Origin of the sequence: Halomonas denitrificans (assembly GCA_019800895.1) — a bacterium.
Classification (GTDB): domain Bacteria; phylum Pseudomonadota; class Gammaproteobacteria; order Xanthomonadales; family Wenzhouxiangellaceae.
The window spans coordinates 945,628-971,981 of record JAHVKF010000002.1 but is presented as its reverse complement, the minus strand read 5'-3'; the positions used below and the strand labels follow the sequence as shown (position 1 = coordinate 971,981).

23 protein-coding genes are annotated in these 26,354 nt (G+C 70.0%); 11 read left to right on the top strand and 12 right to left on the bottom strand.

The genetic code is table 11. The features are described 5' to 3' along the window. Window positions 1-48 precede the first annotated feature (48 nt). The 5 genes from KUV67_08350 to KUV67_08330 all read right to left on the bottom strand — a co-directional run bounded on the left by KUV67_08350 (window position 49) and on the right by KUV67_08330 (window position 5,401). Window positions 49-756 (bottom strand): CPBP family intramembrane metalloprotease, encoded by a 708-nt coding sequence (locus KUV67_08350; protein ID MBY6204889.1) that lies wholly within the window; start codon window positions 754-756, stop codon window positions 49-51. 89 nt (window positions 757-845) lie between these two features. Next, entirely contained in the window at window positions 846-2,204 is a 1,359-nt protein-coding gene (locus KUV67_08345; protein ID MBY6204888.1) for an aminotransferase class III-fold pyridoxal phosphate-dependent enzyme, read from the bottom strand. 60 nt (window positions 2,205-2,264) lie between these two features. Then, entirely contained in the window at window positions 2,265-2,618 is a 354-nt protein-coding gene (locus tag KUV67_08340; GenBank protein MBY6204887.1) for a carboxymuconolactone decarboxylase family protein, read from the bottom strand. 45 nt (window positions 2,619-2,663) lie between these two features. Next, window positions 2,664-3,524 carry a sulfotransferase gene (locus KUV67_08335; protein MBY6204886.1) on the bottom strand — a complete coding sequence of 287 codons (861 nt, stop codon included), beginning with the start codon at window positions 3,522-3,524 and terminating at the stop codon, window positions 2,664-2,666. Window positions 3,525-3,568: 44 nt separating this feature from the next. Then, window positions 3,569-5,401 carry a DUF885 domain-containing protein gene (locus KUV67_08330; protein MBY6204885.1) on the bottom strand — a complete coding sequence of 611 codons (1,833 nt, stop codon included), beginning with the start codon at window positions 5,399-5,401 and terminating at the stop codon, window positions 3,569-3,571. Window positions 5,402-5,593: 192 nt separating this feature from the next. Here KUV67_08330 and KUV67_08325 point away from each other — a divergent pair, with 192 nt between their 5' ends. Next, the gene (locus KUV67_08325) at window positions 5,594-5,755 is read left to right on the top strand and encodes a hypothetical protein (GenBank protein MBY6204884.1); all 162 of its coding nucleotides are present in this window, start codon (window positions 5,594-5,596) and stop codon (window positions 5,753-5,755) included. Continuing rightward, complete coding sequence (locus KUV67_08320; GenBank protein ID MBY6204883.1) at window positions 5,733-6,803, top strand: NAD(P)H-binding protein; 1,071 nt, start codon at window positions 5,733-5,735, stop codon at window positions 6,801-6,803. Before KUV67_08325 ends, KUV67_08320 begins: the two co-directional genes overlap by 23 nt. Here KUV67_08320 and KUV67_08315 read toward each other — a convergent pair. The 7 genes from KUV67_08315 to chlG form a co-directional block, all read right to left on the bottom strand. After that, a complete protein-coding gene (locus tag KUV67_08315) occupies window positions 6,800-7,093 on the bottom strand; it encodes a hypothetical protein (GenBank protein MBY6204882.1) in 294 nt (97 codons plus the stop codon). The genes KUV67_08320 and KUV67_08315 overlap by 4 nt on opposite strands. A gap of 7 nt (window positions 7,094-7,100) precedes the next feature. Beyond that, window positions 7,101-7,979, bottom strand: a complete 879-nt coding sequence (locus tag KUV67_08310; GenBank protein MBY6204881.1) for an alpha/beta fold hydrolase — start codon at window positions 7,977-7,979, stop codon at window positions 7,101-7,103. Then, window positions 7,976-9,808 carry a magnesium chelatase subunit D gene (locus KUV67_08305; GenBank protein ID MBY6204880.1) on the bottom strand — a complete coding sequence of 611 codons (1,833 nt, stop codon included), beginning with the start codon at window positions 9,806-9,808 and terminating at the stop codon, window positions 7,976-7,978. The genes KUV67_08310 and KUV67_08305 overlap by 4 nt, the downstream gene beginning before the upstream one ends. Beyond that, window positions 9,805-10,842 carry a magnesium chelatase ATPase subunit I gene (bchI, locus tag KUV67_08300; GenBank protein ID MBY6204879.1) on the bottom strand — a complete coding sequence of 346 codons (1,038 nt, stop codon included), beginning with the start codon at window positions 10,840-10,842 and terminating at the stop codon, window positions 9,805-9,807. The genes KUV67_08305 and bchI overlap by 4 nt, the downstream gene beginning before the upstream one ends. Window positions 10,843-10,929: 87 nt before the next feature. Continuing rightward, window positions 10,930-12,141 (bottom strand): geranylgeranyl diphosphate reductase, encoded by a 1,212-nt coding sequence (locus tag KUV67_08295; protein ID MBY6204878.1) that lies wholly within the window; start codon window positions 12,139-12,141, stop codon window positions 10,930-10,932. Window positions 12,142-12,144: 3 nt separating this feature from the next. Further along, complete coding sequence (locus tag KUV67_08290; GenBank protein ID MBY6204877.1) at window positions 12,145-13,509, bottom strand: BCD family MFS transporter; 1,365 nt, start codon at window positions 13,507-13,509, stop codon at window positions 12,145-12,147. Beyond that, on the bottom strand, window positions 13,506-14,408 hold the full coding sequence (gene chlG / locus KUV67_08285; GenBank protein ID MBY6204876.1) for a chlorophyll synthase ChlG: 903 nt from the start codon (window positions 14,406-14,408) through the stop codon (window positions 13,506-13,508). Before chlG ends, KUV67_08290 begins: the two co-directional genes overlap by 4 nt. 242 nt (window positions 14,409-14,650) lie before the next feature. On the opposite strand from chlG, the gene bchF reads away from it, so the two are divergent. The 9 genes from bchF to KUV67_08240 are packed head-to-tail and all read left to right on the top strand — an operon-like array spanning window position 14,651 to window position 26,349. After that, entirely contained in the window at window positions 14,651-15,208 is a 558-nt protein-coding gene (gene bchF / locus KUV67_08280; protein ID MBY6204875.1) for a 2-vinyl bacteriochlorophyllide hydratase, read from the top strand. Further along, the gene (locus KUV67_08275) at window positions 15,205-16,494 is read left to right on the top strand and encodes a ferredoxin:protochlorophyllide reductase (ATP-dependent) subunit N (protein ID MBY6204874.1); all 1,290 of its coding nucleotides are present in this window, start codon (window positions 15,205-15,207) and stop codon (window positions 16,492-16,494) included. Before bchF ends, KUV67_08275 begins: the two co-directional genes overlap by 4 nt. A 1-nt stretch (window position 16,495) precedes the next feature. Next, window positions 16,496-18,055 carry a ferredoxin:protochlorophyllide reductase (ATP-dependent) subunit B gene (locus KUV67_08270; protein ID MBY6204873.1) on the top strand — a complete coding sequence of 520 codons (1,560 nt, stop codon included), beginning with the start codon at window positions 16,496-16,498 and terminating at the stop codon, window positions 18,053-18,055. Then, window positions 18,030-21,785 (top strand): magnesium chelatase subunit H, encoded by a 3,756-nt coding sequence (locus tag KUV67_08265; GenBank protein ID MBY6204872.1) that lies wholly within the window; start codon window positions 18,030-18,032, stop codon window positions 21,783-21,785. Before KUV67_08270 ends, KUV67_08265 begins: the two co-directional genes overlap by 26 nt. Beyond that, complete coding sequence (gene bchL, locus KUV67_08260) at window positions 21,782-22,696, top strand: ferredoxin:protochlorophyllide reductase (ATP-dependent) iron-sulfur ATP-binding protein (protein ID MBY6204871.1); 915 nt, start codon at window positions 21,782-21,784, stop codon at window positions 22,694-22,696. The genes KUV67_08265 and bchL overlap by 4 nt, the downstream gene beginning before the upstream one ends. A gap of 4 nt (window positions 22,697-22,700) precedes the next feature. Beyond that, window positions 22,701-23,396: a magnesium protoporphyrin IX methyltransferase gene (gene bchM / locus KUV67_08255; protein ID MBY6204870.1), complete on the top strand. Its 696-nt coding sequence runs from the start codon at window positions 22,701-22,703 to the stop codon at window positions 23,394-23,396. 50 nt (window positions 23,397-23,446) lie between these two features. Then, window positions 23,447-24,832: a BCD family MFS transporter gene (locus KUV67_08250; GenBank protein MBY6204869.1), complete on the top strand. Its 1,386-nt coding sequence runs from the start codon at window positions 23,447-23,449 to the stop codon at window positions 24,830-24,832. Between the two features lie 27 nt (window positions 24,833-24,859). Then, window positions 24,860-25,672, top strand: coding sequence for a photosynthetic reaction center subunit H (puhA, locus tag KUV67_08245; GenBank protein MBY6204868.1), 813 nt, complete (start codon window positions 24,860-24,862; stop codon window positions 25,670-25,672). After that, window positions 25,669-26,349, top strand: a complete 681-nt coding sequence (locus KUV67_08240; protein ID MBY6204867.1) for a PH domain-containing protein — start codon at window positions 25,669-25,671, stop codon at window positions 26,347-26,349. The genes puhA and KUV67_08240 overlap by 4 nt, the downstream gene beginning before the upstream one ends. The last annotated feature ends 5 nt before the right edge of the window (window positions 26,350-26,354 follow it).

Sequence of the window (26,354 nt, the reverse complement as noted above, 5' to 3'; positions counted from 1 at the left end):
ATAGCCGAGACACATCATGCTTCGTGGCAATGACTGAAGGCATGTGGATCACTGCTCGATCCTCCCGGAGCGAGGCCCGTCCTGCGGCAGCCGATTCAGCACGAGCAGAACCAGAAGAGGCATCGACAGCGGGATGACGATGCTGACGAGTACCTGTTCGAGCCCGCCGAGTCGAGCGGCATCCTCTACCGAGGCCGTCAGCCAGCGTTCGCCCATCGGCCCCTTCGAGAACACCTCGTTGTTCACCAGATTCCAGCCCAGGTGCAGCGCGATCGGCAGGACGAGCGAACGTGACCAGGCGAAGGCCGCGGCCAGCATCAGGCCGAAGGTACCGGTCAGTACGAAGACGTAGGCCATCGTGACGAGGTCGCCGAACAGGCCGTAGGAGAACCAGTGGTAGACCCCGAAGGCGGCGGCCGACAGCAGGCAGGCCCGCACCGGACCCAGCCATCGGATCGCCAGCCACAGCAGCGCACCCCGGAAGATCAGTTCCTCGAACAGCACCGATACGACGTTCCAGCGCAGTCCTCCGAGCAGGTCCGAAACGCCATACCCCGGCCGCAGCACCCAGTCGAAGCCGGCGAGGCCCGCGAGCACCAGGAGTTGCAGCGCGGCGAACCCGGCCGCCAGCAGCACCCCGGCGGTGAACTCCAGCAACCGACGGACCGGGGCATCGATGCCGAGCGCGCGCGGTCCGGCGCCGGCGAGTCGAAGGACGAGCAGGTTGAGAAGCAGCAGAATCAGCGCACCGAGCATGGGACGTCCTTTTCGGTGGGTTTCATCGATGGGCGGCTGCGGCCCGGATCAAGACGCGGGGCCGGGAAGCCGAGCCGGATCGTCGGCGCCTAGCGCTTCGCCTGCACCGCGTCCAGGCCACGCAGGAGTTTTTCGATCAGCTCGTCGATGCCGGCTTCGTCGATGATCAACGGCGGGCAGATCGCGCAGGTATCGCCGGGCAGCGCGCGGACGACCAGGCCGGCCTCCAGGCAGGCGTTCTGGACCTGGAAGGCGATCTTCTCCGAGGCGTCGAAGCGCGCGCCCGAGGCCTTGTCGGCAACGAACTCCAGGCCGGCGATCAGGCCGACGCCGCGCAGGTTGCCGACCAGGGGATGATCGGCCAGCGGGGCCAGCTTCGCCTGCATGGCGTCGCCCATCCTGGCGGCATGGTCCATCAGGCCGCGCTCTTCGTAGAGCTCCAGCGTGCGCAGCGCGACTGCGGCCGCGACCGGGTGGCCGGAATAGGTCAGGCCGTGGCCGAACATCCCGACCTCGCCGGCCGCACGCTCGATCGCCTCGTACATGAACGGCGGAATCGCCACCGCCGAGATCGGCTGGTAGGCCGAGGACAGCGCCTTGGCCATCGTCATCGTGGCCGGCTGCATGCCGAAGGTCTGGCAGCCGAAGGGATTGCCCGTGCGGCCGAAGGCACAGACCACCTCGTCGTCGATCAACAGGATCCCGTGCTCGCACAGGATCGGCTGGATCTTCTCGTAGTAGGTCTTCGGCGGAATGATCAGGCCGCCGGCGCCCATCAGCGGCTCGACGATCATCGCCGCGATCGTGTCGGCGCCCTCGCGCTCGATCACCTGCTCGAGCTCCTCGGCCAGGCGCGTCGCGAAGGCCTCTTCGCTCTCGCCATCGCGCGCCTGGCGGAAATGGTGCGGCTCGGTCAGGTGGACCACGTCCTCGCCGGGGACATCGAAGTGCGCATGGAACGGCCCGAGACCGGTCAGGGCCGCCGTCGCAAGCGTGGTGCCGTGGTAGCCGCTGGTCCGCGACAGGATCTTCTTCTTGTGCGGTTTGCCGATCGCGTTGAAGTAGTAGCGCGCCAGCTTGATCTGCGTATCGTTGGCGTCCGAGCCCGAGCAGCCGAACAGGAAACGCGCGCCGTCGATCGGCACCCACTCGGCCAGCTTCGCCGCCAGCTTGATCGACGGCTCGTTGGCCCGGGCGGCGAACAGCGGCCCGTAGCAGAAGGTCTCCATCTGCTCGGCAGCCGCCTTGGCGAGTTCCTTTTCTCCGTACCCCAGCGCCGTGCACCACAGGCCGGCCATGCCCTCGAGGTAGCGCTGGCCGTGCTGGTCCTCGACGTGGATGCCCTGCCCCCGCGTCCAGATCAACGGCTCACCGTCGCGGACCATGCGGAGATCGCTGGAGGGGTGAAACAGGTACCTGCGATCGAGCGCTTCGAGCGAATCGGCCATCGTCCAATCCGGGGGCTGGTAGTCAGCGCTCGATCATACCGGCCGACCCGCCGCCGCGGGTCAGGCGTCCGCGCCGGTCACTTCGTCCAGAAACTCGGTGGCCCGCCGGAGATGCGGAATCACGATCGTGCCGCCGACCACCAGGCCGATGCTCATGGTCTCCATGATCTCGTCCTTGGTCGCGCCGGCCTCCACGCTGGAAGCGATGTGGTAACTGACGCAGTCGTCGCAGCGAAGCACGAGGGACGCGATCAGGCCCAGCAGTTCCTTGGTCTTGCGGTCCAGCGTGCTGTCCTGGCTGAAGGTCAACGAGTCCAGCGAGAACATCCGCTTGATCACGCGATTGTCCTCCGACAGCAGGCGCTCGTTCATCTTCCGGCGGTACTCGGTGAACTGCTTGAGGCGGTCGCTCATGCGCGGAACTCCTGCGAGGCGTGTAAGAGGGGGCGCAAGCGTACATCAACACCGCCACCAGCGACGAAAATCGATGCCACAGTCCTGCTCGAGCACGTCGACCTCCGACCGCAGTCGCTCGCGCAGACGGCGGGCTGCGCTTGAATCCCGGCTCGGCCGCGGCAGCGGGCGGGTCAGCCGGCGATCGAACGCGCGGCGCACCGGACCGGGCGCGAGCCGCTGGAAGGCCCGGTAGGCCCGGGGCCAGTGCATGCCCCGGACCAGGCGGCGCGCCGAGCCCACGTTGCGCGGTCGGTCGAGCGCGATCTCCAGGCCATCGTGGATGCCGAGGAACCGGCAGATCTCCCTGCACTCGGCCACCGGGTCGGCGACGTAGCGTTCGAAGGGCACGACGAGAATCCGGTCGCGCGGGAACCGGCGACGATAGGGAGCGAGCTGGAAGGCGTAGCGCGCCGTATCGACCAGAAAGGGCTTTTCGTCGAGGGCTCGATCGAACGGCAGCCGGAGCCCGTCGTGGAAGACCATGTGGCGGTAATGGGAGATCACCTGGTCGACCGGGTCGCGGACCAGGTAGATCAGGCGCACCCCGGGCAGGGTCTCGGCGATCTTGCCGGCCGCGTCACCGTAGACCGGGGCCTTGGTGTAGCTGGTCGACGCCTCGCCGACCGCCGCCTCCCCGCGGTAGTGCGAGAACAGGGATCGGTACCAGTCCAGGCCCCGGGCCCATCGGCCGTGGGCGCGCTCGGAGAAGAACGTCGGCTCCTTCCACCGCCGAGCCGGCATGCACACCTGGGGGTGCCGTCGAAGCTGCTCGTAGAGACTGGTGGTCCCGCTCTTCGCGGCGCCGATGATCAGGAAATTGGGCAGCACGTCGGTCCGGGGCAGCCTGTACGGACTCCCGAGCATACCGGCGGGTCCCGCCTGTCGCACACACGACCCGCCAGGATCGATCAGGCCGCGCTTCCGCGAACCTCGTCGATCCAGTCGTCGATCACCCGCTCGAGAATCACCAGCGGCAGCGCACCGTTGCCGAGCACCTGGTCATGGAAGGCCTTGAGGTCGAAGTCCGCGCCGAGTTCACGGCGCGCCCGCTCGCGCAGCTCGAGGATCTTCATCATGCCCACCTTGTAGGCCAGCGCCTGTCCCGGAAACACGAGGTAGCGTTCGATCTCTGCGGTGACCTCGGTCTCGCCCATGCCGGTGTGGGCCATCATGTAGTCGATCGCCCGCTCGCGGCTCCAGCGCTTGGCGTGCATGCCCGTGTCGACGACCAGGCGCACGGCGCGGAACATCTCGGCCTGGAGCCGGCCGAGGTTGTCCAATGGGTTGTCCTGGAAGCCGATCTCCCACGCCAGGCGCTCCGTGTACAACGCCCAGCCTTCGCCGTAGGCCGTGAACGGCAGCATCCGGCGGAACATCGGCAGGCCTTCGAGCCGCTGGGTGATGGCGTTCTGGAAGTGATGCCCCGGCACGCCCTCGTGGTAGGCGAGGGTCCGCATGCCGAATTTCGGAATCTCCGACACGTCGCGCAGGTTGGCGAAGAAGCGGCCCGGCCGCGAGCCGTCGAGCGACGGCGACTGGTAGTACGCGCCCGGCGCGGTGGCCTCGGAAAACTCCGGAACGCGGACGACTTCGACGCCGACCACGGGGCGGAGGTTGAAGTAGTCGTCCATGGCCGCGTCGATCTCGTCGATCATGGCCTGGTAGTCGGCCAGGATCCGTTCGCGGCCTTCGTCCGTATCCGGATAGAGCTGGTCCGGGCGCTCGGCGATCTGCCGAACGCGCGTGCCTACCGTTCCTTCGCTCAGGCCTTCGGCGCGCAGGATCGCGTCCATCTCGGCGCTGATCCGCTCGACCTCGGCCAGGCCCATGGCGTGGATCTCGTCGGCGCTCATCGTGGTCGTGGTGTGCTGGGTGATCGCGGCCTGGTAGAAGGCCTCGCCGTCCGGCAGACGCCATACGCCGTCGTTGCTGGTCGCCTCCGACCGCAGATCGACGAGGTAGGCCTGCAGCTCACGGTAGGTCGGATAGACCACCGTGGCGACCGCGTCGACCACCTCGGCGCGCAGTTCGGCGCGGCGCTCGGCGGACAGGTCCGATTCGTCGATCCCGGCGACCCGCTCATCGAAGCTCGCGGTCAGGAGATGATCTTCCGGCGCCGGCTCGAGGAAGCCGTCGATCTGCTCGATGACCTTGTCGACCGCGAACGCCGGCGGGTGGATGCCGGCCTCGCGACGCAGTCGCAGACCCTCGATCACCTGATCGAACTTGGTGTCGAACTGGTTCAGGCGCGCGATGTAGTGCTCGGCGCCCAGTTCGTCCTCGATGACGTGCTGCTGGGCCATGAAATTCGGCAGGCTGCTCTGGATGCCGAACATCTGGTTGACCGGAAAGTCGTGCAGCCGCCAGCGATCGGCTTCGGCCAGCGTATTGGCCATGAAGAAGTCGAACACGTCGTAGGACAGGCGATCCTGGCCTTCGTAGTCCTCGCGGTCGTAGCGCTGGAACACCTCGTATTCCTCGCGCCACCGGGCCAGCTGTTCCTCGGCGGCCCGCGGCGAGGCGTCGCTGAGCTTCGCGTTGTGGCCGCGGATGCCCATCGGTTCGAGCATTCGCATGGACGTCAGCATCTCCGGCTGCTCCAGCGCGAACTTGACGAACACGCGGGTGTAGAACCAGTCGATCGACAGGGGCTTGAAGAACCAGAAGTTGACGAACAGCAGTCCGCCGACCAGGAGCAGCACGCCCAGCGCAAGACCGGACCATTTCAGCAAGCGTTTCATCGCGGCAAGGAGCTCCCGGGCGCGGGTGGGGGACTCGCACAGGCTACTGCGCCGCGCCCCGCCGTTCATGCGCCAGAGGTCATGCGACGGGCGCGTGCGAGCCCGGCCGCTCGAAGGCTCGTGAAGCAGCGGCCTGCTAGACTCCGGAGCGTCTCGAACGGCACCGGGCTTCCGGGGCGGGAAACACGCTGGATGGACCTGATCTTCCTGGAACTGATCCTCGTCGTGGTCGTCGCGCTGGGCCTTGGGTTGTGGCAACTCTGGGACGTCAACCGCGAGCTGAAGAAGGACCGCGACGCAGCCCCGGATCGACCGCGTACGCAGGACCACGATGGCGCAGATCGAGAGCCCTGAGCCGACCCATGCCGGGGCGCCGCGCCGGCGGATCCTGGTCGCCGGCGCCAGCGGCTACATCGGCCGCCACGTGGTCACCGAGCTCGCCGCCCGCGGCCACGAGGTGGTGGGCCTGGTGCGAACGCCTCTCGCGACGCCGGAACGCAGCGGTACCGATGGCCCATCGCCCACGCCCGAATTGCGGCGCTGCGATCCGGCCGACCCGGTCTCCCTGGACCGTGACGGGTTCCGGGGCGAGGCCTTCGACGCGGTGGTTTCCTGCATCGCTTCGCGCACCGGCGGCATCCGCGATGCCGAGCTCGTCGATCACCGCTGCAACTCGAACCTGCTCGCCGCCGCCGACCGGACCGGGGCCGGACGATTCGTGCTGCTCTCCGCCATCTGCGTGCAGCATCCGATGCTGGCCTTCCAGCGCGCCAAGCTCGCCTTCGAGGCGGAGCTGGAGCGGTCCGGCCTTCCGTGGTCGATCGTGCGGCCCACGGCCTTCTTCAAGTCGCTGGCCGGCCAGGTGCCGCGGATCAAGGCGGGCAAGCCCTTCCTGATCTTCGGCCCGGGCGACGGGCCGGCCTGCAAGCCGATCGCCGAGGCCGACCTGGCCGGCTTCATCGCCGACCGGGTCGAGCGGCGTGCGCCGGACAACCGGATTCTGCCGGTGGGCGGTCCCGGACCGGCGATGACGCCGCGCCAGCGCGGCGAGTTGCTGTTCGAACTCGCCGGCCGGCCGGCGAAGTTCCGGCGGCTGCCGCTGGCGATCTTCGGCGCCGCCGAAGCGATCTTCGGCACCGCGGCCCGGTGGCTGCCGAAGCTCGAGGACAAGGCGGAGTTCGCCCGGATCGGGCGCTACTACGCCACCGAACCGATGCTGGTGCGAAACCCTGAAACCGGCGAATACGACGACGGGTCGACGCCCGAGTACGGAACCCGCACGCTGCGCGACTTCTACCGCCGCGTGCTCGTCGACGGGCTGGACGGGCAGGCGCTCGGCGACCAGGCCCTGTTCCGGGCCGTCCCGCCCGCTCGCGCCGACCGGACCGACCGCGCCGACTAGTCGCGCGGCGCCGCGCGGAGTCGCTGGACCACGTCGCCGACGTGCGCGGCCAGGGCCGCGCCGAGCCATGCGCCGGCCACCCGCCAGTCGGCACCGGTCAGGACCGCGCGCAGGGCCAGCACCAGGCAGGCCCCGGCGGCGAGGTTGAACAGCAGGCCGGCCACCGGCAGTCCGCCGCTACGCCGGACGCGGCTCGCCGCGCCGAGGACGCAGACCAGCACCGCCTCGACCACCAGCACGACCAGGACCAGGTCCGCAGCGCGACCGCTCTCGAACAGTCCGGCGATCATCGACGCGTCATCCGCCGGCGCCCGAGGCGAAGTCGAGAACGGCCTCGGCGACGGCATCGGCATCCTCCTCGTGCGCCAGGTGCCCCAGGCCGGGCAGTCTCGCGATCCGCGCGGCGGGCAGGCGCCTGCGGACCCGTTCGGCGTCCGCCGGATCGACCGCTTCGTCGTCCTCGCCGACCACCAGCAGCAGCGGCAAGGTCAGCGTCGAAAGGTCGGCGGTCAGCCGGTGCAGGTTCCAGTTGGCCATCATGCCTAGCGTCGCGGCCACGTGGCGGGGGCTGGCGAACAGTCGCGCGTAGAGATCGATGCCGCTGTCGTCGAGTACCGACCCGGTGCCGCGGATCAGGCGAACGACCCGTTCACGATCCCGCGCACTTCGGGCGAACACGCGCGGGACCAGCGGGTTCAGGAACAACAGCTTCGCCAGCGGCGGAAACAGGAAGCCGGCCGCACCGCGGAACGGCAGCAGCGCACCGTTGATGGCGACCGCCGCTTCGGGCGCGAGGGTCCCGTCGAGACAGCAGCGCAGGAGGATTGCCGCGCCGGCGGAGTGACCCACGACCAGGGTCGGCTCCAGCGCCAACGCATCGGCCAGTTCGGCGACCGCGCGAGCCATGTTCGGCAGCGAAAGGCCTTCGTGCCGGCGGCGTTCGGTGAAGCCGTGGCCCGGCAGGTCCGGCATCACGACCGTGTACCGTTGGGCCAGCCGGGGCGCGAGGGTCCTGAACGAGTGCGTCGACGCGCCGGTTCCATGGACCAGCAGCGCGACTGGCCCCCGGCCCATCCGCTGGACATGCCAGCGACGCGCACCGACGGTACGAAACTCGCTGGCCTCGGCGTGGGGCCACGAGGCCTTCTCGTGCGACCAGTCCAGCGACGCGCTCACCCGGTCTCCGCCCGCACCGCGGCCGACAGCCCGGCGGCATCCGCGTGCGGCAAGGGAATGTAGCGCGCCCCCATGGCGTCGGCCAGCTCGCGAGCCTGGGGCTGCGGCCGCGGCGACGTGTCGACCAGCAGGGCGACCAGCCGCGAGGCGCGCAGACCGGCGGCCGCGGTCAAGGCATCCTCGCGCGCCCGTTCGCGGCCCGGCGAACCGTCGGCGGCCACGTTGGCGCGACCGTCGGTCAGCATCACGACCACCGGGGTGGCGCCGCGGCGCAGGACGCCATGGCAAAGCTCCAGCGCGGCAGTGATCCCCGACGCCACCGGCGTCCCGCCGCCACCGGGGAGATCGGCCAGCCGGCGCTTGGCCCGGACCAGGGAGCGCGTCGGCGGCAACAGCACCTCCGCGGCCGTGCCGCGGAAGGTGATCAAGGCGACGCTGTCGCGGCGGACGTAGCAGTCCGCGAGGAGCAGCTCGACCGCGCCCTTGGCCTCGGCCAGGCGATGCAGCGCGGACGAGCCCGACGCATCGACCACGAACACGGTGGTGGTCTGCTTGCGCTGCTTGAAGCGATGGACGCGGAAATCGTCCTGGCGGACCTGCACACGATGCTCGCCCGCGCTCCCTGCATCGGCGGCATCGTTCGAGGCCCTGAGCCGTTGCCAGGGCGCCGCCGCACGCAAGGTCTCGACCAGGTTCAGGCGCGCGTTCGGCCCGGGCCGGCCGCGCCGGACGCCGGCCGGTCGGCCCCGTAGTCCGGCGGCCTGGCGCGCGCCGGACCGGCCCATGCTGCGGGCCGACGAGCGGGCGGCCGTCGCCGCGCGGGACGCCTCGAGCAGCCCGGGCGGAATGCTCGCCAGCGCGGCCTCGAGCACCCGATCGGCCATCGACTCGAGGTCCGTCCGGGAGTCGTCCGACTCGTCCCGGCCTTTCTGGTCGTGCCGGTGCTCGCCTGGCGGTGATGCGTCGTCGGAGTCCTCCGATGCATCCTCTGCCGAATCCTGCATCGAATCGTCGGCGAGGTCCTCTTCCGCCTCGGCCGACGGCAGGCTCGTCGCCCTCGGCACCAGCACCAGCCGCACCGCGGCGGCCAGGTCGTCTTCGGACACGTTCCGGCGCCCGTCCAGCGCCGCCAGCCCGCAGGCCGCGCGCGCGGCCAGCAGCGGGGCGCGCAGGGAGGCGATGCCGAGCGCCAGCGCCGCGGCGCACAGGGCTTCGATCGTTGCATCACCGGGGCGGACTTCGGTCAGGATCGAGCGCGCCGCGGATACCGTGGCGACATCGATCGCCGGCTCGGCCAGGTCGCGCACGGTCACAGCGGAAAGGTCGACATGGAGCGCGAGCCGGTCGGCCAGTCCGGCCGGGACGGCCTCGTCGACATCGACACCCTCGTCGAGCGCGACCACGCCGAAGCGTGCACTGGCCGGCCCTCGATCGCCTGCCTCGACGGCGCTGTGAACGCGGCCCGTATCCATTGCCAGGCCGATGACGGCCGCCGGTTCGGACTCGAGGCGTTCGGCCATGGGAATCAGCAGCAGTCCGCCGCCGGCCCGCTCCAGCAGCCCCTGCTCGGCGACCGGCCGTCCCGCCCGCAGCGTGGCGGCAAGGTCCAGGCCGCCGCGGAGCCGGTCGGCATCGGCGTGCGCGGGAAGGCGGACCCGGGGCAGGGCCGGCGCGAGCGATCGCAGGACGTCCAGCCAGCGGTCGCGGACCGGGCCGGCGCGGGCCCGCAGGCGAACACCGCCGAGGCCGCTCGGGTCGATCGCCAGCAGCTGCGCGGCAAGCAGCGCGTCGTCCCAGGCGCTTCCGGCCACGCCCGGGGTCACGGTCATTCGCCGAAGTGTTCGCGCAAGGCGCGTTCGACGCGCACGGTCGATCCGGCTTCGTCCAGCGGATCGCGGCGGAAGCGGTGGCGGAGCGCCAGCGGCGCGACACGCTTCAGGTGTGCGTCGCGTACCGCCTCGGCGCCTTCGAAGGCCGCCAGCGCCCGCGCGGCGCGGACCAGGGTCAGTTCGCCGCGCAGTCCGTCCGTGCCCAGGCGCATGCACAGGGCCGCGGCGGATTCCAGCACAGCGCCCGGGACCTCGACCTCGGCCAGGCGCTTCCGCCCCTTGTTCAGCTTGGTTCGCAAGCGGCCGTCCTTGCGCTTGTAGCCGGCCACGAAGGACGCCGGATCCTGTTCGTAGGCCATCCGCCGCTGCACGACCTCGACCCGGGTCGCGACGTCGGTCGGCGTGGTGACGTCGACGGCCAGGCCGAAGCGGTCCAGCAGCTGGGGCCGAAGCTCGCCCTCCTCGGGGTTGCCGGTTCCGATCAGCACGAAGCGGGCCGGATGGCGGATGCTCAGGCCTTCGCGCTCGACCACGTTCTCGCCGCTGGCGGCGACGTCCAGCAACAGGTCGACGAGGTGGTCCTCGAGCAGGTTGACCTCGTCGATGTAGAGGTAGCCTCGATGCGCTCGGGCCAGCAGCCCGGGCTCGAAGGCTTTTTCGCCCCGGGTCAGGGCGCGTTCGAGATCCAGTGCACCGACCACGCGGTCCTCGCTCGCGCCCAGCGGCAGGTCGACCACCGGCACCGGCGTGAGCCCGGACTGCAGCTCCCCGTGCTCGAGCGTCGCGCGACACGCCTCACACAGCGCGCCGTGCGCGGCCGGGTCGGGGTCGCAGCGATAGGGGCAATTCTTCACGACGCGGATCTTCGGCAGCAGGTTGGCCAGCGCACGAACCGCCGTGGACTTGCCCGTGCCGCGCTCCCCGAACACGAGAACGCCGCCGACGCCCGGGTCGATCGATGTGATCAGCAGGGCCAGCTTCATTTCGTCCTGGCCGACGATTGCGTTGAACGGAAACGGCTCCGTTAGGCTCATTCGGACTTCTCCATCAGGATTCCGGGTCCCCGCTTCGCGCGCCGCCGCCCGGCACCGGAACCCGGCGCGCGGTTGTCGAAGCGCGGATCATTTGGTCGGCGCGATGCCCAGCAGGTGGGCCATGTCCTTGAAGAAGATGCGGACGTGGGCCAGCGGACGCGCCTTGACCAGGCGCTTGTGCATGTACGCCTCCCAGGTCAGGTGCTGGACGTCGGGGTCGTCGCAGATGCGCACGAAGCGCTCGCGCCGCTTGTCGCTGGAGTACCAGAAGCGCTGCATGATGCCGAGAATCCAGAACACCCGGCCGTGCGCCTTGCGGAACCGCTTGCGCGCCGATCGCAGGGTCTTCGGGTCACCGCTGGCGCAGAAGGCGTCGGCCGCCTCGGCCGCGAGGCGACCGCTGTACATGGCGTAGTAGATGCCCTCGCCCGACGACGGCGCGACCGCGCCGGCGGCATCGCCGGTGACCAGGACGTTGCGTCCGTTGTCCCAGCGCTTCAGCGTGCGCAGCGGAATCGGCGCGCCCTCGCGCCGGATCGTCTCGCGGTCGCCCATGCCGGTGCGTTCGCGCAGGCGGGTGATCGCCGCACGCATCGAGAAGCCCTTGTTCGCGGTACCCACCCCGACGCTGGTGCAATCGCCGTGCGGGAACACCCAGGCGTAGAAGTCAGGCGACAGCTCGCCCTGGTAGTAGACGTCGCAGCGCGTGCCGTCGAAGTCCTTCTCGCCCTGCGGCGGTGAGCGCACGATCTCGTGGTAGGCCGCCACGAACGGAATCGAATGCGCCTCGGGGATCGACTGGCGCGCCACTTCGGAACGCGCACCGTCAGCGCCGATCACGAGGGCCGCGGTGACCTGGTGGGACCGACGATCCGAGGCGTCCTCGCCCCGGGTGGTGTAGGTCACGACGACCCGGCCGTCGTCGCCGTCCTCCAGTGAAACGAAGCGACCGGTGCGGCGCTCGGCACCGGCACGCCCCGCGCGCTCGCGCAGCCACTCGTCGAACTCCTCGCGGTCGACCATGCCGACGAAGCCGTTGATCGGCATGTCGACCTCCTTCGACGACGGCGAGATCATCCGCGCGCAGTGCGCTCGAGCGACCAGCAGCGATTCCGGTACGTCGAACTCCTCGAGCAGCCGAGGCGGTACGGCGCCCCCGCAGGGCTTGATGCGACCGCCACGGTCGAGCAACAGTACCGAACGGCCGAGGCGAGCCAGTTCATGCGCCGCGGTGGCCCCGGAGGGCCCGCCCCCGACCACGACGACATCGTAATGTGGGTCCTGCGGGTTCGATTGCACGCTCTAGCGCTCCCTGGGATGGGCAAGATAGCCGTCGGTTCCGGCCGGCGCAAGTTGACCCTCCGGGTCCGCGTCGTCGTCGCGTCGATCGAACACGATCAGCAGGCGGGCGGCGAATCCGAACAGGGCGGCCTGCAGGGCGAAGACCACCGCGTAGGCAGCCGTCGGCGAACCGACGAGGATGCGCGTGACGTCGACGCCGGCCGCGCCGAGGAACCCGCCGAGGCCGAAGGCGAAGGCCTGGGCCGCTCCCCACAGGCCCATCCGCGTGCCTTCGCGACCGCGGCGCCCCTCTCCGGCCAGCGACATCATCATGCCGATCGCGGAAACCGCGAAGGCGCCGTTGGCGGCACCGAGCGCGAAGACCGAGGCATGCAGGGGCCAGGGCGGACCGGCCAGTCCGGCCGCGGTCAGGCACAGCAGCGACAGCGCCGAGGCTGCGCAGCCGGCGATGGTCCAGGCGCGCAGCGACCCGAAGCGGGTCCTGCCGGTGCGGCCGCCGACCACCCCCACCAGGATCATGCCGAGCAGCACACCCATGTACTGCACGCTACCGAGGCGGGTCGACTCACCGGGCGTGAAACCGAACGCGATCCCGGCGAAGGGCTCGAGGATGAGGTCCTGCGCGCTGTAGGCCAGCATCGAGACGAACACGAAGACCGTGAAGCGGCGCGCTCGCGTCTCGGACCAGACCTCCCGCAGCACCGTCATGAAGGGCGATCGGACCCGCGGCGCCGCGGTGCCGGTCGCTGGCGCTGCCGGTCCCGCGCTCCGCTCGACACCAATCACGGCGACGAGCGCGAGGACGAAGGCCGCCGCCGACGTGATGCCGCAGACGACGACAAGCCGTTGCGGCGAGAACGGATCGAGGAACTGGCCCGCGACGCCGGCGGTCACCACGAAGCCGACGATCATCATCAGCCAGACCAACGTGGCCGCGCCGGCGCGCCGGGCCGGATCGACCTGCTTGGCCAGCAGCGCCAGCAGCGACGTGCCCGAGGCCCCCACACCGAGACCGATCAGGACGAATGCGGCGAAGGCCAGGGCGATGCCCGGGCCGGGCCGCGTCGCCATCCACGCGGTCGCCACGGCGGCGAGAACGCCGCCGCTGGCAAGGACGAACATGCCGCCGATGATCCAGTTCGTGCGCCGTCCGGCCACGTCCGAACCGTAGCCGAAGCGAGGGCGCAGGATCTGCACCGCGTAGTGCAGTCCGACCAGCAGGCCCGGCAGCACCGCCGGCAGCGCCCATTCCACGATCATCACGCGGTTCAGGGTCGACGTGGTCAGGACCACCACCGCGCCCAGCGCGGTCTGCACCAGGCCGAGGCGGAAGATACCGAACCAGCCCAGGCCGCCGACGCTCATCCGGCCACCTGTACCGCGGGATGCGGCACGACGTCACGCACCGCGAAGGCGGCGACCAGCATGCCGAGCACGTACAACGACGTGCCCGTGGCGTTGTACCAGGGGGCGCGCTCGCGCGGCCGCTCCATCAGGCGGACCATCAGCACTGCCTGCCAGGCCAGCAGCAGCACGATGGCGGCGGCATGGTAGGGGCGGTCCCAGGCAAGCAACAGGCCGATCACGACGACCTGCGGCAGGGCCATCACCGCGCAGGCCAGGCGGGCGGCCCGCTCGACGCCGAGCTGGACCGGCAGCGAGGCGATGCCCATCGCCCGATCGCCGTCGACCGCCTTGAAGTCGTTCAAGGTCATGATCCCGTGGGCGCCGAGGCTGTACAGGCCGGCCAGCGCGAGGATCGGCCAGCCCGGCAGCGCCGAGAGCATGGCCGCGGCGCCGGTAAACCAGGCGATCCCCTCGTAGCTGATGCCGACCGCAGCGTTGCCCCACCACCCGTTCTGCTTCAATCGGATCGGCGGCATGCTGTAGAACCAGGCGAGCAGCAGCGCCACGGCGGTCGCGACCAGCACCCAGACGCCGAGCAGCAGTGCGACGAGCAGCGAGAGCGCGGTCCAGATCAGACCGATGTAGAGGCCCCACCGACCGGGGATCCGCCCCGAGGGAATCGGGCGGCCGGGCTCGTTGATCGCATCGACGTGGCGGTCGAACCAGTCGTTGACCGCCTGGCTGGTGCCACAGACCAGGGGACCGGCCAGCAGCACGCCACCGATCACGAACAGGACGCGATCCTGGACCGCGACGCCGGAGGAAACCACACCGCAGGCGAACGCCCACATCGGCGCGAACCACGTCACCGGCTTGAGCAATTCGAGGGTGGAACGCGGTGACGGGAACTCGGGCATCGGTGGAAACTAGCCTCGCGCTCGCACCGCGTCAACCGCGACGACATCCAGGCCCCATCGCGATCGGAACCGTGTTCGGGAGACCCGCTGCGGCGATCCCCCCTAGATTCACGCGTGTGAAGGTCGCGTGAACAACATTGACACGGCCGTGTCCGGGGATTAGGGTCGGTAGTGGGGAGACAGAGCGATTCCACCGGCACGTCGCCGAGCGAATTCCGCCGTTTCTTCCCGAGCGAGGGAGCTTGGCAAGATGCCGCACTACTCGGGAGGGCCGCCACGGCGACCCTCTCTACACGCCGGAACAGCGTCGTCGACGTGATGCCTCGGTCTGGACCTACGTCCAGGCGGTGCTTGCTCCGCTGCAGTTCCTGGTCTTCCTGATCAGCCTCGTGCTGGTCGCCAGGTTCCTGGCGACCGGCGCCGGTGAAGGCGCAGCCACCGTCTCGATCGTGGTCAAGACGCTGCTGCTCTACGCGATCATGATCACCGGGTCGATCTGGGAGCGAGAGGTCTTCGGACGCTACCTGTTCGCCCCCGCGTTCTTCTGGGAGGACGTGGTCAGCATGCTGGTGCTGGCCCTGCACACGGCCTACCTCGTTGCGCTGGCCACCGGCGCGCTGGGCGTGGAAGCGCAGATGGTACTGGCGCTGGTCGCCTACGCCACCTACGTGGTCAATGCCGCCCAGTTCCTGCTGAAGCTGCGCGCGGCACGACTCGCGACTCCGTCGCCGACCGGCCGCGACCCGCGAACCGCACCCTCCGTGACCACGAGCGCGACGACCACCGGGGCGATCTCATGACCGAAGGCTCCGTCGCCACGCCGCCCCGGGCCGTGTCGGGGTGTTCCACCGACGCCGTTCTTCGCGAGCGCGGCCAGCGGGAAGTGTTCTGCGGCCTGACCGGCATCGTCTGGCTGCACCGCAAGATGCAGGACGCCTTCTTTCTCGTCGTCGGCTCGCGCACCTGCGCGCACTTGATCCAGTCGGCGGCCGGCGTGATGATCTTCGCCGAACCGCGCTTCGCCACCGCAATCCTGGAAGAACGCGACCTGGCCGGCATGGCCGACTGCAACGAGGAGCTCGACCGCGTCGCCCACCAGGTGCTGGAACGGCGGCCCGACATCAAGACCCTGTTCCTGGTCGGCTCCTGCCCGTCGGAAGTCATCAAGCTCGATCTCGACAATGCCGCACAGCGGCTCTCGCGCACCTACGCCGGCCGCGTACGTGTACTCAACTACTCTGGCAGCGGCATCGAGACCACCTTCACCCAGGGCGAGGACAACTGCCTGATGTCGCTCGTGCCCGAGATGCCGCGACGCGCGCAGGGGCAACGCTCGCTGCTGGTCGTCGGTACGCTGGCCGACGTGGTCGAGGACCAGTTCTCGCGCCTGTTCGACCAGCTCGGCATCGGCCCGGTGGACTTCCTGCCGCCGCGCCGGGCGAGCGAGCTGCCGGGCGTCGGGCCCGAAACGCTCGTCCTGCCGGCCCAGCCGTTCCTCGGCGAGACCGTGCGCGCGCTGACCCAGCGCGGCGCGACGCTTCTCGAGGCGCCCTACCCGTTCGGCATCGAAGGCACCTACGCCTGGCTGGCTGCAGCCGCGGACGCCTGGGACATCGACCGCTCACAGCTCGACGAGGTCACGGCGCCGGCCCGGGCCCGCGCGGCACGCGCGCTCGACCGCTACCGGGACCGGCTGAGCGGCAAGCGCATCACCTTCCTGCCCGATTCCCAGCTCGAGATTCCGCTGGCCCGGTTCCTCAAGCAGGAGTGCGGCATGGAGCTGGTCGAGGTCGGCACGCCGTTCCTCGACCGCCAGGTGCTGGCGGGCGAACTCGAACAACTCGGCGATTCCGTGCGGATCTCCGAGGGCCAGCACGTCGATCGGCAGCTCGACCGGGTCCACGCGGACCGGCCCGATCTCACGGTCTGCGGACTCGGCCTGGCCAACCCGCTCGAAGCGATCGGCCTGCGCACCAAGTGGTCGATCGAACTGGTGTTCTCGCCCATTCACGGCTTCGACCAGGCCGGCGACCTCGCCGAGCTGTTCGCCCGCCCCCTCGACCGCGCCCAGCGCCTGGCGGTGTGACGTGCAGCTGACGCTCTGGACCTACGAAGGCCCCCCGCACGTCGGCGCGATGCGCGTGGCGACGTCGATGGACGGCCTGCACTACGTCCTGCACGCACCCCAGGGCGACACCTACGCCGACCTGCTGTTCACGATGATCGAGCGTCGCGACAAGCGTCCGCCGGTCACCTACACGACCTTCCAGGCACGCGACCTGGGCGGCGATACCGCCGACCTGGTCCGGACCGCCGTCCTCGAGGCTTACGAACGGTTCAAGCCGCGCGCGATGCTGGTCGGCGAATCCTGCACCGCCGAACTGATCCAGGACCAGCCCGGCTCGATGGCCCAGGGCATGGGGCTGCCCGTGCCGGTGGTGCCGCTGGAGCTGCCCGCCTATTCGCGCAAGGAGAACTGGGGCGCGTCGGAAACCTTCTACCAGCTGGTTCGCGGCCTGCTCGCCGGCCAGGTGCCGGCGCCGGGCAGCGAGCGCCCGGCACGCGACCCGGACCGGCGGCCGCGCGCCAACCTGCTCGGACCGTCGGCGCTGGGCTTCCATTGCCGCGACGACGTCATCGAGATTTCCCGGCTGCTGGAGTCGATCGGCGTCGATGTGCTGGTCGTGGCCCCGGAAGGCGCCACGCCGGAAGACCTGCTGCGCATTCCCGAGGCCGACTTCAATATCTGCCTGTATCCGGAAGTCGCACGCACGACCTGCAAGTGGCTGGAGCGCAGCTTCAAGCAGCCGTGGGTGAAAACGGTCCCGATCGGCGTCGGGGCGACCCGCGAGTTCCTCGACGAAGTCGGCGAGCTGGCCGGCGTCGACGTGGGTCCGATGAAGCAGCAGGCCGCCTCGCGCCTGCCCTGGTATTCGCGGTCGGTCGATTCGACCTATTTCACCGGCAAGCGGGTGTTCATCTTCGGCGACGCCACCCACGCGGTCGCCGCGGCGCGGATCTCGGCCGAAGAGCTCGGCTTCGAGGTCGTCGGCCTCGGCACCTACAGCCGGGAACTGGCGCGCGAGGTGCGCGCCGCGGCGGATCGCCACGGCGTCGAGCCGCTGATCACCGACGACTACCTCGAGGTCGAACGCCACGTGGCCGCACTCGAGCCCGAACTGGTGCTCGGCACCCAGATGGAACGCCACATCGCCAAGCGCCTCGGGATCGGCTGCGCGGTGATCTCGGCGCCGTTCCACGTCCAGGACTGTCCCGCCCGCTACTCGCCGCAGATGGGATTCGAGGGCGCGAACGTGATCTTCGATTCCTGGGTCCATCCGCTCACGATGGGCCTGGAAGAACACCTGCTCGGCATGTTCCGGGAAGACTTCGAATTCCACGACGACGCACCGCCCTCGCACCTCGGTCACGCGGCCGCGGCGGAGGGCGAGCGCAAGGCCCCGGCGGCCACGACGCCCGACGCGGGCCCCGGCTGGGACCCGGAGGCCGAACAGGAGCTCAAGAAGATCCCGTTCTTCGTGCGCGGAAAGGCGCGCCGGAACACCGAACGCTACGCGGCCGAAAGCGGCCTCGAGCGGATCACCGTGGAGACACTCTACGATGCCAAGGCCCACTTCGGCCGCTGACCGCCCGGAGGTCCGGGTCACGATCGTGACGCTGGATCGCCACCTGAACGCCGCCGCCGATCGCGCGCGGCGGCAGCTGGCCGCGTCCGTGCCGGGGCTGTCGTTGAACCTCCACGCGGCGGCGGACTGGGATCACGATGCGGCGTCCCTGGAGTCGTGCAAGGCCGACATCGCGGAATCGAACATCATCGTCGCCAGCATGCTGTTCATGGAGCCGCACGTCGAGCCGATCCTGCCGGCGCTGCGGGCCCGGCGCGACCACTGCGACGCGATGGTCGGCTGCATGTCGGCCGGCGAGGTCGTTCGCCTGACGCGCCTCGGCGGCTTCGACATGAGCGCACCGCAGAGCGGACCGCTGGCCCTGCTCAAGCGGCTTCGCGGGCGCAGCAAGCCGGGCGACGGCGCCAACGGCAGGGGTGACGACAAACGACCCGGCGGCAAGACCCAGGGCTCGAAGCAGATGGCCATGCTTCGGCGCCTGCCGCGCATCCTGCGCTTCATTCCCGGCACGGCGCAGGACGTGCGCGCCTACTTCCTCACCTTGCAGTACTGGCTCGGCAGTTCGGACGAGAATCTGGCGCGAATGGTCCAGTTCCTGGTCAATCGCTACGCCGACGGCGACCGCAGGGCACTCCGCGGCGCGCTGAAAGCGCCGCTACCCAAGGAGTATCCCGATACGGGCCTGTATCACCCGGGCGTGCCCGGACGCATCACGGACCGCCTCGACCACCTGCCGGCGCCGGCCAGGGACTGCCGCGGAACGATCGGCCTGCTGGTGATGCGCTCCTACGTCTTGTCCGGCGACACGCAGCACTACGACGGCGTGATCGAGGCCTTCGAAGCGCAGGGCTATCGCGTCGTTCCGGCGTTCGCCAGCGGACTCGACGCCCGCGACGCCATCCGCGGGTACTTCCAGGACCGGGACGGTGCGCCGCAGATCGACGCGCTCGTGTCGCTGACCGGCTTTTCCCTGGTCGGCGGTCCGGCCTACAACGATTCCGATGCCGCCGGCGAAGTGCTCGCGCAACTGGACGTGCCCTACATCGCCGCCCAGGCGGTCGAGTTCCAGAGCCTGACCCAGTGGGAAGCCTCCCCGCAGGGACTGATGCCGGTCGAATCGACCATGATGGTCTCGATTCCCGAGCTCGACGGCGCCACCGGTGCGACCGTGTTCGGCGGCCGGGCCGGCGCCGGCGAAGGCGAGCGGACCATGCGGCCCCACCCGGAGCGGATCGACACCCTGGTCCGCCGCGTCGACCGCTGGGTCCGCCTGCGGCGCAAGGCCCGCAGCGAACGCCGGGTCGCGATCACCCTGTTCAGCTTCCCGCCGAACGCCGGCAACATCGGCACCGCGGCGCACCTCGGCGTGTTCGAGTCGCTCTACGAAGTGCTCTCCCGGATGGCCGCGGACGGCTATCGCGTCGACCTGCCGGAATCGGTCGATGCGCTGCGCACGAGGATTCTCGACGGCAACCGGACACGCTACGGCTCCGACGCCAACGTCCATCTCCGCATCCCGGCGGACGACCACGTCCAGCGCGAGCCCCATCTGGAGGAGATCGAGGCCCAGTGGGGCCCGGCACCCGGCAAGCACCAGGCCGACGGCGGCACGATCCACGTGCTCGGCGAACGCTTCGGCAACGTGTTCGTCGGGGTCCAGCCGTCCTTCGGTTACGAGGGCGACCCGATGCGCCTGCTGTTCGAGGGCGGCTTCGCACCGACCCATGCGTTCTCGGCCTATTACCGGTTCCTGCGCGAGGACTTCGACGCCGACGCGGTGTTGCACTTCGGCACCCATGGCGCGCTCGAGTTCATGCCCGGCAAGCAGGCCGGGATGAGCCGCACCTGCTGGCCCGATCGGCTGATCGGCGACCTGCCAAATCTCTACCTGTACGCCGCCAACAACCCGTCGGAAGGCACCATCGCGAAGCGGCGGAGCGCGGCGACGCTGGTCAGCTACATGACGCCGCCGATGGCCGAGGCCGGCCTCTATCGCGGCCTGCTCGACCTGAAGGACTCGATCGACCGCTACCGGCGCCTCGACCCGGCCACCGACGGCGAGCGCGAGCGCCTCGTCGAGCTGGTCCAGGCCCAGGCCGCCGAGCTCGACCTGGCGCCGGCCGAGCCGGCCTGGAGCGCCGCCGACGCCGACGCCCGCGTGACCGCGCTGGGCGATCGGGTGCGGGAACTGGAAGAGACGCTGATTCCCGAAGGCCTGCACGTGGTCGGCCGGCCGTCGTCGATCGACGCCCGGCGCGACATGCTGCAGTCGGTCGCCGAAGCGACGCTCGGTCACCGGCCGTCCCCCGAGCTGGTCACCGCCCTGATGGAAGGCCGGACGGCGGACGCAGCGCTGGCATCGGCCGGGCTGCCGGACGACACGGACCACCGAGCGCTGTGCGCGCGCCTGCAGGCCTGCGATCGCGTCCTGGCCGAGGACCACGAAGTCCCCGCCCTGCTCCGGGCGCTCGACGGTCGCTTCATTCCGCCGGTGGCCGGCGGAGACCTGCTGCACAACCCCGAAGTACTGCCGACCGGCCGCAACCTGCACGGCTTCGATCCGTTCCGGCTGCCGAGCCAGTTCGCGGTGCGCGAAGGCGTGCTCCAGGCCGAACGCCTGCTGGAGCGCCACCTCGCCGACGGTCAGGCGTTCCCGGAGTCGATCGCCCTGGTGCTCTGGGGCACGGACAACCTGAAGAGCGAGGGCGGGCCGATCGCCCAGGCCCTGGCCTTGATGGGCGCCCGCCCGCGCTTCGACGGCTTCGGCCGGCTGGCCGGCGCCGAACTCGTCCCGCTGGAGGAACTCGGCCGGCCGCGGGTCGACGTGGTGATGACCCTGTCCGGCATCTTCCGCGACCTGCTCCCGCTGCAGACCCGCCTGCTGGCCGACGCGGCCTGGCTCGCGGCCAGCGCCGACGAGCCGTCCGACATGAATTTCCTTCGACGCAACGCGCTGGCCTACCGGGACAAGCACGGCTGCGACCTCGAGACCGCCGCGCTCCGGGTGTTCAGCAACGGCGACGGCACCTACGGCGCCAACGTCGACCACCTGCTCGACAACGGCCGCTGGGACGACGAGGACGAGCTGGCCGAAACCTACGCCAGCCGCAAGTGCTTCGCCTACGGCCGCGACGGCCAACCGAAGAAGCAGCGGCAGCTGCTCGACGACGTGCTGGCCGGCGTCCAGCTCAGCTACCAGAACCTGGATTCCGTCGAGCTCGGGGTGACCACGATCAGCCAGTACTTCGACACGCTCGGCGGTATCAGCCGGGCGGTCAAGCGCGCCGGCGGCAACGACGTGCCGGTCTACATCAGCGACCAGACGCGGGGCGAAGGCAAGGTACGCACGCTCGGCGAGCAGGTCGCGCTCGAGACGCGCACCCGCCTGCTCAACCCGAAGTGGCACGAGGGCATGCTCGCCCACGGCTACGAAGGGGTCCGTCACCTCGAGGAACACCTGACCAACACCATGGGCTGGTCGGCAACGACCGGCCAGGTCGACCCCTGGGTCTACCAGCGGATCACCGAGACCTTCGTGCTCGATGCGGAGATGCGCAACCGGATCGCGGCGCTCAACCCGACCGCCTCGATCAAGTTGGCAAACCGCCTGATCGAGGCGCAGGAGCGCAACTACTGGTCGCCCAGCGAGGAAATGCTCGACGCATTGCGCGAGGCCGGAGCCGATCTGGAGGATCGGCTCGAACACGTACACACAGAGGCGTATGCATGACTGAAACCACCTACATTCCGGTCGAGTCGATCGGCAGGAACGGCCGGCCCGGCGACGGCGCAGGCAGCGTCCAGGTCCAGATGGATCCGGATCTGACCATCGACAGCGCCAAGGTCTTCGCCGTCTACGGCAAGGGCGGGATCGGCAAGAGCACGGTCTCGAGCAACCTGTCCGCGGCCTTCTCCAAGCTCGGCAAGCGGGTCCTCCAGATCGGCTGCGACCCGAAGCACGACTCGACCTTCACCCTGACCAAGACCCTGGTGCCGACCGTCATCGACGTGCTCGAGTCGGTCGAGTTCCACAAGGAAGAACTCGAGATGGAGGACTTCGTCTACGAGGGCTACAACGGGGTGATGTGCGTCGAGGCCGGCGGCCCGCCGGCCGGGACCGGCTGTGGCGGCTACGTCGTCGGCCAGACGGTCAAGCTGCTGAAGGAACACCACCTGCTCGAGGAGACCGACGTGGTGATCTTCGACGTGCTCGGCGACGTGGTCTGCGGCGGCTTCGCGACCCCGCTGCAGCACGCCGACCGCTGCCTCTGCGTGACCGCCAACGACTTCGATTCGATCTTCGCGATGAACCGCATCGTCGGCGCGATCCAGGCCAAGGCCAAGAACTACAAGGTTCGCATGGGGGGCGTGGTCGCCAACCGCAGCGCGGCGACCGACCAGATCGACCTGTTCAACGGCAGGATCGGCATGAAGACGCTGGCCCATTTCCCGGACCTGGACATCGTTCGCCAGAGCCGGCTGAAGAAGTCCACCCTGTTCGAGATGGAGTCCAGCCCCGAGCTCGACGCCGTCCTCGATGGCTATCTCGCGATGGCACAGGCCCTGTGGGACGGCGTCGATCCGCTGACGGTTTCGCCGATGAAGGACCGCGACATCTTCGACCTGCTCGGTTTCGACTGACGCCATGAGCACGACCTCCTACCAGGCCAAGCGCAGCCAGCTCCTGACCTACTTCGATCGCACCGCGGTCGATGCCTGGCGGCGCCTGACCTCGGACGAGGAGGTCGGCCGGATCCGGGCCTCGGTCCGGGCCGGTCGGGACGAAATGCGCCGAACGCTGCTGGCCTGGCTGCCCGAGGACCTCAGCGGCCAGCGGGTGCTCGACGCCGGCTGCGGCACCGGCGCGACCGCGGTGGAGCTGGCGCGTCGGGGCGCCGACGTACTGGCCGTGGACATCGCCCCGAAGCTGGTCGAACTCGCGGCCGACCGGGCCCCGGACGATCTGCCCGGCACGATCGACTTCCGCGTCGGCGACCTCCTCGACCCGGCGCTCGGCCGCTTCGACGCGGTGATCGCCATGGACTCGCTGATCCACTACCAGCCCGACGACTGCGTGCGCGTACTCGGCGACCTCGGCCGGCGCGTCGACGGATCGATCCTTTTCACCTTCGCCCCCCGCACGGTGCTGCTGAGCATGATGCACGCGGCCGGCAAGCTGTTCCCGCGCGGTAACCGTGCACCGATGATCGAGCCGGTCCGACACCGCAGGCTGTGCGCGATGATCGAACGCAACCCCGGCCTGCGCGACTGGTCCATCGCCCGCACCCGACGCGTCCATAGCGCGTTCTACATTTCCCAGGCCATGGAGCTGCGCCGATGAAGCGCCGCGCCGGCAGCCTGGCCCAGGCCTGGACCCAGTTCGGTCCCGGCATGCTGCCGTTCGCCGATGCCGCCAGCGACGAGCTGCCACTGGGGCGGCTGCTGCGACTGTCGTTGTTCCAGGTCTCGGTCGGCATGGCCGTGGTGCTGCTGACCGGCACGCTGAACCGCGTGATGATCGTCGAACTCGGCGTCCCGTCCTGGCTGATCGCCGTAATGGTCTCGCTGCCGCTGGTGTTCGCGCCCTTGCGCGCGCTGATCGGCTTTCGCTCCGATACGCATCGCTCGGTGCTCGGCTGGCGCAGGGTCCCGTTCATCTGGTTCGGCACCCTGATGCAGTTCGGCGGCCTGGCGATCATGCCCTTCGCCCTGCTGGTGCTGTCCGGCGGCGGGCACGGCCCGGCCTGGATCGGCGCGGCCGGCGCGGCCCTGGCCTTCCTGCTGACCGGCGCCGGCATGCACACCGCCCAGACCGCCGGCCTGGCGCTGGCCGGCGACCTGGCGCCCGAAGCCTCGCGCCCGCGGGTCATCGCCCTGCTGTACGTGATGCTGCTGCTGGGCATGGTCGGCAGCGCGGTGATCTTCGCGCTCACGCTCGCCGATTTCGGTCAACTGCGCCTGATCCGGGTGATCCAGGGCGCTGCCCTGGCCACCATGATCCTGAACTGCGTGGCGCTGTGGAAGCAGGAAACCCGGAATCCGGCGCGCACCGCCGCCGATCGGCCGCGGCCCGCCTTCTCGGAGGCCTGGCGCATGCTGATGCGCCAGCGCGGCATGCACCGCTTCCTGCTCGCCGTCGGCCTCGGCAGCGCGGCGTTCAGCATGCAGGACATCCTGCTCGAACCCTACGGCGCCGAGGTCCTGGGGCTGAGCGTCAGCCAGACCACGATTCTCACCGCCCTGCTGGCCGGTGGCGCGCTCGGCGCGTTCGCCTGGGCCGCCCGCGCCCTGGGCCGGGGCGGCGATCCGCACCGCCTGGCGGCGGCCGGCCTGCTGGTCGGCATCGTCGCCTTCACCACCGTCCTGCTGGCCGGTCCGACCGGATCGGAATGGATGTTCCGCATCGGGACGACGTTGATCGGCTTCGGCGGCGGCCTGTTTGCGGTCAGCACGCTGACCGCGGCGATGGGCATGGCGGGCACGAGCGATCACGGCCTCGTTCTCGGGGCCTGGGGCGCGGTGCAGGCCACCGCGATCGGCGCCGGCATCGCCATCGGCGGCGGCCTGCGCGACGTCGTCGACGGGCTCGCCATGCAGGGCCAGCTCGGCGCGGCATTGTCCGGCCCGGCGGTCGGCTACGGATTTGTGTACCAGCTTGAGATCATCCTACTATTCATCACGCTGGCCATTGCCGGTCCATTGGCCCATCCCTGGCGGCGCGGCGCCTCGCTCGCGGTGCGCGACAAGGGATTCGGCCTGGACCAGATGCCGGGCTGACCCGGCGCATTCGAGGGAGGACTCGCCATGTCCACAGGTGCTATTACCGGCTATATCGATGTCGCACAGCTCGTGCTGTACGCATTCTGGATCTTCTTCGCGGGGCTGATCATCTACCTGCGCCGCGAGGACAAGCGCGAGGGCTATCCGCTCGAGTCCGACCGCAGCGACCGGGCACCGCGCGTCCAGGTCGTCGGCTTTCCGCGTCCGCCCGAACCGAAGACCTTCCTGTTGCCGGGCGACCAGGGCGTCAAGTTCGCACCGCATGCCGAGCCGGCGCCGGGCCCGATCCCCGGGACCACCGCGACCGCACCGTGGAACGGCTCGCCGCTCGTTCCCACCGGCGACCCGATGCGTGACGGCGTGGGACCGGCCAGCTACGCCGACCGCGACGACCTGCCGGACCTGACCATCGACGGAGTGCCCAAGGTGGTGCCGATGCGGGTGGCCGACAACTTCATCGTCGAGCCGGAAGACCCCGACCCGCGCGGCATGGCGGTCGTCGCCGCCGACGGCCGCACGGTCGGCACGGTCAAGGACCTGTGGGTCGACCGGGCCGAGCCGCGGGTGCTGTATTTCGAAGTGGCGCTTGCCGGTTCGGACACGCCCGATCGCGACGTCGCGGCCCGCAACAATCCGCTACTTCCCTACGGCTTCGCACGCGTCCGCTTCGGTGCCGGCCGGATCCTGGTCTCCTCGATCATGTCGAACCAGTTCGAAGGCGTGCCGCGCACGGCCAGCGGCGACCGGATCACCCGGCTCGAAGAGGACCGCATCACGGCCTACTTCTCCAGCGGCCATCTCTATGCCGACCCGAAGCGGCAGGAGCCGCTGATTTGAGCCACGAAGCCAGCGACGCGAGCGGAAACGCTCCGGGCGGGATCCGGGTCAGGCCGATCAAGCCCTTGCCGGGCCCCTTGCCCGAGGGAGAGCGTGTGCTCTGGCAGCAGGTGCCGGAGTGGAAGGCCTACGGACGCCGGGTCTTCCAGCTGGGCAAGATCGCGCTCTATTTTCTCGTGATCATCGCGTGGGTCGCGGCCTCGGCCTATTTCGACACGGGGGAGGCGGTCGCCGTGGCCCGGGCGCTGGTCTGGGCCGTTCCGCCGGCGCTGGGCGTGCTGGCACTGCTTGCGGCCTTTGCCTGGCTGTATGCCCGCACGACGGTCTTCACCGTGACCGACAAGCGAGTGATCATCCAGTCGGGCCTGGCCCTGCCGAGCGCCGTCAACCTGCCCTTCGTCAACGTTGCGCGCGCCGACCTCGCCTGTTTCGACGACGGCACCGGCGACATCGAGCTGCCGATGAACGGCCCCCGCCTGCTCTACAGCATGGTGTGGCCGAACGTCCGGTTGTTCCGGCTGAAACGCCCGGTGCCGGTGCTGCGCGCCCTGGAAAACCCGCGCCAGGCCGGCGAGATTCTGGGCCGGGCCCTGGCCGCCCACCAGCAGGCCGCAGACACACCTGCCGCCGCTGCGGCGCCGTTCAAGCCCGATCTGCGCCGGACCGCGGCCTCGTGAGCCTG

Excerpts from the sequence above, each read along its gene's own strand:
- KUV67_08335 (MBY6204886.1), bottom strand. The coding sequence starts at position 3,524 with ATGCTCGGGAGTCCGTACAGGCTGCCCCGGACCGACGTGCTGCCCAAT.
- bchI (MBY6204879.1), bottom strand. The coding sequence starts at position 10,842 with ATGAGCCTAACGGAGCCGTTTCCGTTCAACGCAATCGTCGGCCAGGAC.
- KUV67_08305 (MBY6204880.1), bottom strand. The coding sequence starts at position 9,808 with ATGACCGTGACCCCGGGCGTGGCCGGAAGCGCCTGGGACGACGCGCTG.
- chlG (MBY6204876.1), bottom strand. The coding sequence starts at position 14,408 with ATGCCCGAGTTCCCGTCACCGCGTTCCACCCTCGAATTGCTCAAGCCG.
- KUV67_08320 (MBY6204883.1), top strand. The coding sequence starts at position 5,733 with ATGGCGCAGATCGAGAGCCCTGAGCCGACCCATGCCGGGGCGCCGCGC.
- KUV67_08345 (MBY6204888.1), bottom strand. The coding sequence starts at position 2,204 with ATGGCCGATTCGCTCGAAGCGCTCGATCGCAGGTACCTGTTTCACCCC.
- KUV67_08330 (MBY6204885.1), bottom strand. The coding sequence starts at position 5,401 with ATGAAACGCTTGCTGAAATGGTCCGGTCTTGCGCTGGGCGTGCTGCTC.
- bchM (MBY6204870.1), top strand. The coding sequence starts at position 22,701 with ATGAGCACGACCTCCTACCAGGCCAAGCGCAGCCAGCTCCTGACCTAC.
- bchL (MBY6204871.1), top strand. The coding sequence starts at position 21,782 with ATGACTGAAACCACCTACATTCCGGTCGAGTCGATCGGCAGGAACGGC.
- puhA (MBY6204868.1), top strand. The coding sequence starts at position 24,860 with ATGTCCACAGGTGCTATTACCGGCTATATCGATGTCGCACAGCTCGTG.
- KUV67_08325 (MBY6204884.1), top strand. The coding sequence starts at position 5,594 with ATGGACCTGATCTTCCTGGAACTGATCCTCGTCGTGGTCGTCGCGCTG.
- KUV67_08315 (MBY6204882.1), bottom strand. The coding sequence starts at position 7,093 with ATGATCGCCGGACTGTTCGAGAGCGGTCGCGCTGCGGACCTGGTCCTG.
- KUV67_08350 (MBY6204889.1), bottom strand. The coding sequence starts at position 756 with ATGCTCGGTGCGCTGATTCTGCTGCTTCTCAACCTGCTCGTCCTTCGA.
- KUV67_08275 (MBY6204874.1), top strand. The coding sequence starts at position 15,205 with ATGACCGAAGGCTCCGTCGCCACGCCGCCCCGGGCCGTGTCGGGGTGT.
- KUV67_08250 (MBY6204869.1), top strand. The coding sequence starts at position 23,447 with ATGCTGCCGTTCGCCGATGCCGCCAGCGACGAGCTGCCACTGGGGCGG.
- KUV67_08340 (MBY6204887.1), bottom strand. The coding sequence starts at position 2,618 with ATGAGCGACCGCCTCAAGCAGTTCACCGAGTACCGCCGGAAGATGAAC.
- KUV67_08290 (MBY6204877.1), bottom strand. The coding sequence starts at position 13,509 with ATGAGCGTCGGCGGCCTGGGCTGGTTCGGTATCTTCCGCCTCGGCCTG.
- KUV67_08265 (MBY6204872.1), top strand. The coding sequence starts at position 18,030 with ATGCCAAGGCCCACTTCGGCCGCTGACCGCCCGGAGGTCCGGGTCACG.